The following is a 10,614-nucleotide window of genomic DNA, read 5'->3' on the forward strand; positions in this document are numbered from 1 at the left end:
CCAAGGCGCGCGGCCGCTGCCGCCGCCCCTGCCGCCGCGACAGCGCCGCGCACGCGCCCCGTGTCCGTGCCGTCGCCGGCGCCGGCCGCGCCAACCGCGCAAGCCGATTTGCTGGCCGAGGCGCGCCTGCTGGCCGACCGTGGCCAGTTGCGCGAAGCGGGAGAAAAATGCCACGCCCACCTGGCGCGCGTGCCCGAGGCGGCGGAAGCGTATTTCATGCTGGGCATCATCAATGAACTGGCCGGCAAGATGGACCTGGCCGACGATTACTGGCGCCGCTGCATCTACCTGCAGCCCGACCATTACGAGGCGCTGTGCCACCTGTCGCTGCTGGCCGAACGCAATGGCAACCACACGGCCGCCGCCACCCTGAAGGCGCGCGCGGCGCGCATCTACCAGCGCCGCCAGGCGTCCAACTAAGGGGCAAGCATGACCAACCTCATCGCCACCGAGTCCCCCGACGCCATCGACGACTGCTGGAACCATATCGGCGTGGTCGGCGACCAGAGCTGCCCCAGGCTGCCGGCCAACGTGCATTGCCGTAACTGCGACGTATATGCGGGCGCCGCCCAGCGCAACCTGCAGCGGCCCGTGGATGAACACTACCAGCGCGACTGGGCCAGCCACTTCCGCCAGATCGATGCGGGCGGCGAAGTGCGCGACAGCTCGGCGCTGGTATTTCGCATCGGCCGCGAATGGCTGGCGCTGCCCACGCGCGTGTTCGACTCCGTGGCGCCGCAGGCCAAGCCGCACGTGCTGCCGCACCGCGGCGGGCGCGGCCTGGCGGGCATCGTCAATATCGGCGGCAAGCTGTATCCGTGCATGTCGCTGGCACACTTGCTGGGCATCGACGAACAGGGCGCGCCGGCGGCCCGCGGCCGCCACACCTTTGCGCGCCTGCTGCTGATGCGCTGGGAAGAACAGGCTTACGCGCTGCCCGTGGCCGACCTGCACGGCATCGTGCGCTATGCATCGAGCACCGTGCAAGCGCCGGCGGCCACCATCAACAAGGGCCTGTCGCGCTATCTGTCCGGCGTCATCACCGAGGGCGACATGCGCATCGGCTGCCTCGACACGGCGCTGATCGGCTTTCAACTTGCGAGACTATTACGATGAGCCAGGACCAGCACGGCGACCTGAGTGCCTTTTCCATGCTGGACCTGTTCCGCATGGAGGCGGACAGCCAGACCCAGATCCTCACCGACGGCTTGCTGGCCATGGAGCGCCATGCGGGCGATGCGGCCGCCGTCGAAGCGATGATGCGCGCGGCACATTCGATCAAGGGCGCCGCCGCCATCGTCGGCCTGCAAGTGGTGGTGCAGCTGGCGCACGGCATGGAAGACAGCTTTGTCGCCGCCCAGCACGGCCGCCTGAAACTCACGCCAGAGCGGGTCGACGTGCTGCTGTCGGGCGTCGACCTGATCGTGCAGCTGTCGCGCCTGGACGACGCAGGCGCCGAAGCGTGGCTGGCCGCCAATGCGGCGCAGATCGACCAGACCCTGAACGCCATCGCCGGCATCGCCGACCTGCCCGAATTGCCGGCCCTGCCCTCGGCGCCGGCGCCGGCGCCCGTGCCAGCGCCGGCAACGGCGGCGCCACAGGCTCCCGTGGCCAGCGGCTTGGCGGGAGAGGACGCGGAAGCGACAGAAGCTGCCGCGCCCGCGCCGCGTACAGGTGCGGCACCGGCCAAGGCCCAGGCGCAGAATTTCGACAAACTGCTGTCGCTGGCCAGCGAATCGCGCATCAATGCGCACCAGATGCATCCGTTCATCGGTGCCTTGCAGCGCTTCAAGCGCAACCAGAGCAGCCTGTTTTCCGCCATCGAGCACCTGCACGAAGCCATTGCCCGCTCGGGCGACGCGGGCCTGATGGAAAAGTCCCTGCTGGCGCTGCAAAAGACACAGCCCCTGAAGCAGTTCATGCTCGAACACATCGCCGACATCGAAACCTATGAACGGCGCTTACTGGCCGTCTCGCAAGGCATGGTCGACGAAGTGCTGGCGCTGCGCATGCGCCCTTTCCGCGACGGCATCCACGCCTTCCCGCGCATGGTGCGCGACCTGGCGCGCAGCCTTGGCAAGGAAGTGCAGCTGGAGATCGAAGGCGAAGACACCCTGGTCGACCGCGATATCCTGGCGAAGATCGAAAGCCCGCTGAACCACATGCTGCGCAATGCCATCGACCATGGCATGGAAGGCCCGTACGAGCGCATCGACGCGGGCAAGGAAGCGCTGGGCACGATACGCATGGAAGCGCGCCACCGCGCCGGCATGCTGAGCATCGAAATCAGCGACGACGGGCGCGGCGTCGACCTGGAAAAGATCCGCCAGTCCGTCATCGAGCGCAAGATGGCCAGCCCCGCCATGGCCGCCGCGCTGTCGCCGGGCGAGCTGCTGGAATTCCTGTTCCTGCCCGCCTTCAGCCTGAAGGCGACGGCCAATCAATTGTCCGGACGCGGCGTGGGCCTGGACATCGTGCACGAGACGATACGCCAGCAAAACGGCACCGTGCGCCTGGAATCGGAGCCGGGCCGGGGTTTCCGCGCCCTCATCACCCTGCCGCTGACGCAATCGATCGTGCGCGCGCTGGTGATCGACATCCAGGGCGAAGCCTACGCCATCCCCATCGTCAAGGTGGAAAGCGTGGTGCGCGTGCCGCAGGCGGCCATCCATACCCTGGAAAACAAGCAGTTCTTCGAACTCAAGGGCGAGCATCTGGGCCTGGTCTCGGCGGCGCAGGTGCTGGAACTGGGCGAAGCGGCGAACCAGGCCGAGGACTTGCCGGTGGTGGTGATCGGGCGCGGCAAGCAAAGCTATGCCCTGGTGGTTGACGCCATCCGCGGCGAGCAAAGCCTGGCGGTGCAGGCCATCGATCCGATCTTCGGCAAGATGCGCGACATTTCCGCCGCCGCCCTGCTCGATGACGGCGAGCCGGTGCTGATCCTCGACGTGCCCGATCTGCTGCTGTCGATCGACAAGCTGCTGCACGAAGGCGGCCTGCACCAGCTGGCGCAGGCGGGCCACGCGCAGCAGCGCCGCGCCAAGCGCATCCTCGTCGTCGACGATTCGCTGACGGTGCGCGAGATGGAGCGCAAGCTGCTGCTGGCGCGCGGCTTCGAAGTCGACGTGGCCATCGACGGCATCGACGGCTGGAACGTCGTGCGCAGCGGCGAATACGACCTGGTGATCACCGACGTCGACATGCCGCGCATGGATGGCATCGAACTGGTTTCGCTGATCAAGAAGGACCTGCACCTGCACAAGCTGCCGGTGATGATCGTCTCGTACAAGGACCGCCCGGAAGACCGCGCGCGCGGCCTGTCCGCCGGCGCCGACTATTACCTGACCAAAGGCAGCTTCCACGACGAGACCTTGCTCGACGCGGTGGCCGACCTGATAGGAGATGCCCGCTTATGAGTTGTACTTCATGAAAATTGCCATTGCCAACGATGTCGCCATGGCCGCCGAGGCCCTGCGCCGCGTGGTGGCCAGCACGCAGGAACACCAGGTGCTGTGGATCGCCCGCACGGGGCTCGAAGCCGTGCGCATGTGCGAAGGCAACCGTCCCGACCTGATCCTGATGGACCTGAACATGCCGGAGATGGATGGCGTCGAGGCGACGCGCCTGATCATGGAGCAAAGCCCGTGCGCCATTCTGGTGGTCACGGGACGCCCGCAAGACAATGTCAACCAGGTCTTCCGCGCGCTGGGCGCGGGCGCGCTCGACGTCACGGCCACCCCCGTGCTGCAGGGACAAGTGGGCGGCGACAGCGAACTGCTGGCCAAGATCAAGACCATCGGCAAGCTGATACGCCACAGCGCCGAAACGCCGCCGCCACGCCAGGCGAACGGCAATGGCGGCGAACGGGGCGACGGGCAAGTCACCACGCTGGTGGCCATCGGCGCCTCGACGGGCGGCCCTTCGGCCGTGGCCAAGGTGCTGTCCGGCTGGACGGCGCCGCCCGGTTGCGCCATCGTGGTGGTGCAGCATATCGATGAAACCTTCGCCTCGCACTTCGCCAAATGGCTCGATGACCAGCTCAGCATGCCCGCGCGCGTGATCGTCGAAGGCGATGAACTGGTATCTGGCACGGTGTTGATCGCCAAGACCAATGATCACTTGCTGCTAGATCAAAATTATCGTTTGGGTTACGATGCAGCACCACGCGAGTATGTTTACCGCCCATCCGTCGATGTCTTCTTCAACTGCGTGGCGCAGCACTGGCGCGGCGACGCCATCGGTGTATTGCTCACAGGCATGGGGCGTGACGGCGGCGATGGCTTGCTGGCCATGCGCCGCGCCGGCAAGACGACCATCGCACAAGACCAGGCCAGCAGTGCCGTGTACGGCATGCCGCGCGCGGCGGCCGAACTCGATGCGGCGCAGCACATCCTGCCCTTGGATAGAATAGGCGCCAGCCTGCGCAGCCGCCTGGGCGCCAAACTCAACAATGGGTGGGAGCCCTCCCCTAACATCTGAAAAGAATGCAATGCCAGAATTCTCCTCCAGTTTCAGCCAGCATGAGCCCGCATTGACCGAATTCAAGGTCAGCGTGCTGCTGGTGGATGACCAGTTGATCATTGCCGAGGCAGTACGGCGCATGCTCAGCGACCAGCAGGATATCGAATTTCATTACGTGACCGACGCCACGCAGGCGCTGGACACGGCGCTGCGTTTGCAACCGACCGTCATCCTGCAAGACCTGGTGATGCCGGGCATCGACGGCTTCGCCCTGATCCAGCTGTACCGCGAAAACGCGGCGCTGGCGCACGTGCCGGTGATCGTGATGTCGGCCAAGGATGACCCGAAACTGAAGGCGCACAGCTTTTCCGTCGGCGCCAACGATTATGTGGTGAAACTGCCGGACCGCCTGGAGCTGCTGGCGCGCATACGCTACCACTCGGCAGCCCACATCAGCCGCCTGCAGCGCGACCAGGCTTTTCGTTTCCTGCGAGAAAGTCAAAAGAACCTGGCCGATGCCAATATCGAGTTACAGAAACTGGCCGCCCTCGATGGCTTGACGGGCATCGCCAACCGCCGCCGCTTCGATGAAACCTTGCAATTCGAATGGCAGCGGGGCCAGCGCGACAAGACGCCGTTGAGCTTGCTGTTTTGTGATATCGACCATTTTAAAAGCTATAACGACCACTTCGGCCACCTGGCGGGCGACCTGTGCCTGAAAAAAGTCGCCGCCGTGCTGACGGAACATTTGAAGCGCCCGGCCGACCTGGCCGCCCGCTACGGCGGCGAAGAGTTCGCCCTGATCCTGCCGGAAACGGAAGCGGCTGGCGCCTTGCTGATCGCCGAAGCGTGCCGGCGCCACCTGGAAGGCTTGCAGATCGAGAATCCGGCGGCAAGCACGGGCATCGTCACCATCTCGATCGGCGTGGCCACCATCGTGCCTTCGCCGGACTCGACGGTCGAGCAATTGATCAACCGCGCCGACCAGGCCCTGTACGCGGCCAAGCGCGGTGGACGCAACAGCGTGCTGAGCGCCGCTGACGTCCAGGACTGATTTTTAACAGCAAGGAAAGTGAAGCATGAGCACACAACTGGACAATGTCAGCGTCGTCAAGAAGTCGAATATCTACTTTGACGGCAAATGCGTCTCGCACAACGTCATCCTGGCCGATGGCACGAAGAAAAGCGTGGGTGTGATTTTCGCGTCATCGCTGCGCTTCAACACGGGCGCGCCGGAAATCATGGAAATCGTCAGCGGCCTGTGCAAGGTACGCCTGGCCGATGCGACGGAGTGGAACAGCTATGGCGCGGGCACGCAATTCAAGGTACCGGGCAATAGCTATTTTGATATTGAAACTGTCGAAACCGTAGATTACGTCTGCCACTTCGGCTAATCCATGCAGAAAAAACGTCCATGGCTGTGTTGCACTGCCTTGCCCTGAACATTTTTTCAAGCGCGGATTGACTATTTAGACAAACACAGGCTCGGGCGACAGGCGTACGCCATATTTCGCCTCTACATCATCCTGTATCGCTGCCGCCAGCCGGGTAATGTCCGCGCCACGAGCGCCGCCATTATTCACCAGAACCAGCGCCTGCTTGGGATACACTCCCGCGGGCCCCAGGTTTTTCCCCTTCCAGCCGCACTGATCGATCAGCCACCCTGCCGCCAGCTTTTCCGTGCCATCGGGCTGCGCATGGTGTACCAAGGTGGGGAAACGTTCCAACAAGGCAAGACATTGCTCCCGTGACACCACGGGATTCTTGAAGAAGCTGCCCGCATTACCTATGACGGCCGGGTCGGGCAATTTTCGCCGGCGGATCGCCATCACCGTGTCGGCCACCTGTTGGGGTGTCGGCTCGGCAAGATTGCGCTCGGCCACGGCCTGCGCCAGTTCCGCATAGCGCAAGTTCGGCTGCCACTCGGCCGGCAAGGCAAACGTGACTTCCAGCACGATCAGTTCGCGGCCGTCCGCCTGCTTGAAGATACTGTCGCGGTAAGCGAAACGGCAAGCATCGCGGTCCATGTCGAAGACGATGCCGCTGCCACTGTGCATGACGCTCACGCTGTGCAGATAATCCTTGATTTCAACGCCATACGCGCCAATATTCTGGATAGGCGCCGCGCCCACCGTGCCGGGAATCAGGGACAGGTTTTCCAGCCCGCCCACGCCTTGCGCCAGGGTCCACTGCACGAAATCGTGCCAGTTTTCGCCGGCCGCGGCAGTGACGAGTATCGTCTCGAAATCCGCCTGCGCCAGGCGCATGCCGCGCGTGGCCATGTGCAGCACGGCGCCGGGAAAGTCGCCCGTCAGCACGACGTTGCTGCCGCCGCCCAGTATCAGGCGCGGCATGGCGGACAAGGCGGGATCTTGCAGCGCGGCGTGCAATTCGGCCTGCGAGGTGATGCGTACGTAGGCGGCCGCATTGGCCGCGATGCCGAAGGTATTCAGGCGCTGGAGGGAGTAATTGTGTTCGATGGTGAGCTCTGCAGACATGGGATCGAGAAATTTTGCTCGATTATAGAGCGAAAGCGACAAAAAACCACCTCAGGACAAGGGCGACTTGCCCGTTGTCCGTTAAAATGTCGCATCTTTAACAGGGCCGTCCCATGGCGCAGAATCAGCCGCCAAGGCCCAGCGCGCCGAGCGTGCGCTCGCTTTAACAAGAAAAGGAACAGACCATGCCGTCATTTGATGTAGTCTCCGAAGCCGATATGATCGAAGTCAAGAATGCAGTCGAGCAATCCAACAAGGAAATCACGACCCGCTTCGACTTCAAGGGCAGCGACGCCCGCGTCGAACACAAGGAAAACGAGTTGACCGCGTTCGCGGACTCGGAATTCCAGCTCAGCCAGGTGCGCGACGTGCTGACCAACAAATTGACCAAACGCAAGGTCGATGTGCGCTTCCTCGACGAAGGCGACATCAAGAAGATCGGCGGCGACAAGGTCAAGCAGATCATCAAGATCAAGAATGGCATCGAATCGGATGATGCCAAGAAAATCGTGCGCGTCATCAAGGACAGCAAGATGAAAGTGCAAGCGAGCATCCAGGGCGAAGCCGTGCGCGTCACGGGCGCCAAGCGCGACGACCTGCAGGCGGCCATGGCCATGCTGCGCAAGGATGTACCCGACATGCCGCTGGAATTTAACAATTTCCGCGATTAATTTCGATGATGCGCACGCTGCGGCCTGCGCTTGCACCGGCATGGCGGCAAGCTGCCTCGGAGCGCCTGCGCGCTTGGGGTAGAATTGAAGCTGCGCACAGCTACATGCGCCCGCGCGCCTGACCGGCAGCGGGCTTGACCGTACATCTGGCTCAGTGATAACCACGGTAGTCTAAGGATAGCAATGAAACGTGTTGATGATTTCCGCCTGCGATTTGGCAAAAAAGAATATGTGCCCATCATGATAGGCGGAATGGGTGTGGATATTTCCACGTCGGAGCTGGCCCTGGAAGCGGCCCGGCTGAACGGTATCGGGCATATCTCCGATGCCATGGTGGAAGACGTGTCGGATCGCCGTTTCGACACCACCTTCGTCAAAGACAAGACGAAACTGTACAAGTTCAACATCAATAACAGCGACAAGGCCGTGGTGCAGTTCGACCTGGGCCGCCTGGCGGAAGCGCAGCGCCTGCATATCGGCCGCACCATGGAAGCGAAAAAAGGCGATGGCTTGATCTTCGTCAATTGCATGGAAAAGCTGACGATGAACGGCCCCCGCGAAACCTTGCGCGTGCGACTCAATGCGGCGCTGGACGCGGGCATCGACGGCATCACCCTGTCGGCCGGCTTGCACTTTGGTTCGTTCGCCTTGATGGCCGACCATCCGCGTTTCCGTGATGCCAAGCTGGGCATCATCGTCTCGTCCGTACGCGCCTTGCAGATTTTCCTGCGCAAGAACGCCAAGCTGGACCGTTTGCCCGACTTCATCATCGTCGAGGGCCCCCTGGCCGGCGGCCATCTGGGCTTCGGCATGGACTGGGCCAATTACGACCTGCACACGATCACGGCGGAACTGCTGGCCTACCTGAAGGCCGAACAGCTGGATATCCCGCTGATCGCCGCTGGCGGCATCTTCACGGGCAGCGATGCCGTTTCCTTCCTGGAAGCGGGCGCGGCTGGCGTGCAAGTGGCGACGCGCTTTACCGTCACCAAGGAATGCGGCTTGCCAAACAAGGTCAAGCAGGAATACTACAAGGCCTCGGAAGAAGACATCATCGTCAATGGCGTTTCGCCGACGGGTTACCCGATGCGCATGCTGAAGAACACGCCCGCCATCGGCGCCGGCATCCGTCCAGGCTGCGAATCGTATGGCTACCTGCTCGACGCGACGGGCAACTGCGCGTACATCAACTCGTACAACCGCGAAGTGGCTGCCCATCCGGAGCAAAAAACCGTCGTCGTGATGGACAAGACTTGCCTGTGCACCCACATGCGCAACTTCAACTGCTGGACCTGCGGCCACTACACGTACCGCCTGAAGGACACCACGCATAAGCTCGACAACGGCGAATACCAGATCCTGACGGCCGAACACGTCTTCAAGGATTACCAGTTCAGCGTCGACAACCAGATCGCCCTGCCGGAAAAAGAAATCCTGGTGGCAAGCTGAATCTTGCCAGCCTGAAATAAAAATGGCGCAGCCTGCGAAGGCTGCGCCATTTTTTTATGCGGGGAACATGTCCCGCAAGGCCCGTTCGATCACCTCAAAGCTGGGCCGCTGCAGTGCTTCTTCCTGCAGGCAATCTTCCATCATGGCTTGCAGGGCCGGCAAAGGCGTCGCACAATGCGCGATCAGTTCGCCCAGCAGCACGCCAAAGGCGCGCGCCTCTATGCCCTGCAACACGTCCCCGTGCGACGAGCCCGGCGCAAACATGGACGCCGCGCCAAAGTCGCCCAGCAGGCAGGCGCCGGCATCCGCATGCAGGATATTGTGGGCATACAGGTCGCCGTGCACGATACCGTGTGCATGCAACTGCCGCACGGCCGAGGCGATGCCATGGGCAATGGCTAGCGCTTGCGGAAAATCAAAGCGCGCGCCATCGGCATACACGTCGCGCGTACACGATTCCAGGCTCGGCGGTCCGGCCAGGTTGCGGAAGGCCGCGTCAACGAGCGGCATGACGAGTCCCAGCGCTCCCTGTGGATGTGCATCGAGCGTCCCGAGGATGGGAATCAGGCCCGGATGGGCACCGGCGCCGACACAGGCGGCCATCTCGCTGCGCGGCAAGCCATCGCTGGTCATGGCCCCCTTGAACACTTTGACGGCGACCTCATCGGCGCCATCCAGGCGGGCACGGTAAATCACGCCCGACGCCCCCTCGCCCAACTGCTGCGCCAATACCAGGCGCTGCCACGCCACGCCCGCTGCGGCTGAACCGGCCAGGGCCGCCAGTTCCCGCGCTTCCGTGAAGGGATTGCCCGCATACGCGAGCCAGCTCAGGCATGGCAGGGACAGCAGACAGTCGGGCAGCGCCGTGAAACGGTTGGCGGCGATGCGCACCAGTTCCAGCCGGCGGCAGTTCGCCAACGAAGCGGGCAAGCTGTCCAGGCAATTTCCCGCCAGCATGAGTTTCTGCAATTGTCCGCACTTGCCCAGCTCCTCCGGCAAGGCTTCGATGGCATTGTCGGTCAGGGTCAGCCAGCGCAGCCTGGATGGCAAGGCTGTGGCCGGCACGTGGCGTATCCGGTTCGCCTTGAAACCGATCATTTCCAGCGCAGGACAGGAACCGAGCACGGCCGGCAAGCTGGTAAACAGGTTGTCCGAGCAAAAAATGATGCGCAGCTTGTGCAGGCGTGGCAAATCGTCGGGAAGCGTGGCAAGCGCATTGCCGGACAGGTCGAGGATTTCCAGGCTGTCGGCGAGGTCGAAGATTTCGCGAGGGAATGCCGTCAAGCCGCAGGACAGCGTCAGACGGCGCAGGCCGGCCAGTTGGCCAGCGCGTAATTGCTCCAGTGTATGCACAGCAGACAAGATATTCCTTTCAAGGTAGCACGCGATCGATGCCATGCATAAAATCATTGGACGTAAAAAAACCCCAACCGGATCACCGGAAGGGGTTTTTTCGAATAACAAGCCTGACGATAACCTACTTTCACACTGGTTGCAGCACTATCATCGGCGCAAAGTTGTTTCACGGTCCTGTT

General features: G+C 62.8%; 9 protein-coding genes and 1 pseudogene. 8 read left to right on the forward strand and 2 right to left on the reverse strand.

What is annotated here, in order from left to right:
- From O3299_RS27975 to O3299_RS28000, 6 genes and pseudogenes are all read left to right on the forward strand, one after another.
- Positions 1 to 420, forward strand: a pseudogene (locus O3299_RS27975) (methyltransferase); the annotation flags it as partial.
- Between the two features lie 9 nt (positions 421 to 429).
- A complete protein-coding gene (locus tag O3299_RS27980; RefSeq protein WP_099665022.1) occupies positions 430 to 1,116 on the forward strand; it encodes a chemotaxis protein CheW in 687 nt (228 codons plus the stop codon).
- Positions 1,113 to 3,416 carry a hybrid sensor histidine kinase/response regulator gene (locus O3299_RS27985; RefSeq protein ID WP_305063671.1) on the forward strand — a complete coding sequence of 768 codons (2,304 nt, stop codon included), beginning with the start codon at positions 1,113 to 1,115 and terminating at the stop codon, positions 3,414 to 3,416. Before O3299_RS27980 ends, O3299_RS27985 begins: the two co-directional genes overlap by 4 nt.
- A gap of 10 nt (positions 3,417 to 3,426) precedes the next feature.
- The gene (gene cheB / locus O3299_RS27990; protein ID WP_251350948.1) at positions 3,427 to 4,479 is read left to right on the forward strand and encodes a chemotaxis-specific protein-glutamate methyltransferase CheB; all 1,053 of its coding nucleotides are present in this window, start codon (positions 3,427 to 3,429) and stop codon (positions 4,477 to 4,479) included.
- A gap of 10 nt (positions 4,480 to 4,489) precedes the next feature.
- Positions 4,490 to 5,515 carry a diguanylate cyclase gene (locus O3299_RS27995; RefSeq protein ID WP_099665024.1) on the forward strand — a complete coding sequence of 342 codons (1,026 nt, stop codon included), beginning with the start codon at positions 4,490 to 4,492 and terminating at the stop codon, positions 5,513 to 5,515.
- A 25-nt stretch (positions 5,516 to 5,540) separates the two neighbouring features.
- Positions 5,541 to 5,855, forward strand: a complete 315-nt coding sequence (locus tag O3299_RS28000) for a pyrimidine/purine nucleoside phosphorylase (RefSeq protein ID WP_251350949.1) — start codon at positions 5,541 to 5,543, stop codon at positions 5,853 to 5,855.
- Positions 5,856 to 5,930: 75 nt separating this feature from the next.
- On the opposite strand, the gene murB is transcribed toward O3299_RS28000, so the two are convergent.
- The gene (gene murB, locus O3299_RS28005) at positions 5,931 to 6,959 is read right to left on the reverse strand and encodes a UDP-N-acetylmuramate dehydrogenase (RefSeq protein ID WP_251350950.1); all 1,029 of its coding nucleotides are present in this window, start codon (positions 6,957 to 6,959) and stop codon (positions 5,931 to 5,933) included.
- 185 nt (positions 6,960 to 7,144) lie between these two features.
- On the opposite strand from murB, the gene O3299_RS28010 reads away from it, so the two are divergent.
- On the forward strand, positions 7,145 to 7,630 hold the full coding sequence (locus O3299_RS28010) for a YajQ family cyclic di-GMP-binding protein (RefSeq protein ID WP_034759416.1): 486 nt from the start codon (positions 7,145 to 7,147) through the stop codon (positions 7,628 to 7,630).
- A 183-nt stretch (positions 7,631 to 7,813) separates the two neighbouring features.
- Positions 7,814 to 9,079 (forward strand): nitronate monooxygenase, encoded by a 1,266-nt coding sequence (locus O3299_RS28015; protein WP_070277935.1) that lies wholly within the window; start codon positions 7,814 to 7,816, stop codon positions 9,077 to 9,079.
- Between the two features lie 54 nt (positions 9,080 to 9,133).
- On the opposite strand, the gene O3299_RS28020 is transcribed toward O3299_RS28015, so the two are convergent.
- Positions 9,134 to 10,432, reverse strand: coding sequence for a leucine-rich repeat-containing protein kinase family protein (locus O3299_RS28020; protein WP_305063672.1), 1,299 nt, complete (start codon positions 10,430 to 10,432; stop codon positions 9,134 to 9,136).
- Positions 10,433 to 10,614: the final 182 nt, after the last annotated feature.

Origin of the sequence: Janthinobacterium sp. SUN176 (assembly GCF_030587335.1) — a bacterium.
GTDB classification, from domain to species: Bacteria; Pseudomonadota; Gammaproteobacteria; order Burkholderiales; family Burkholderiaceae_D; genus Janthinobacterium; species Janthinobacterium kumbetense.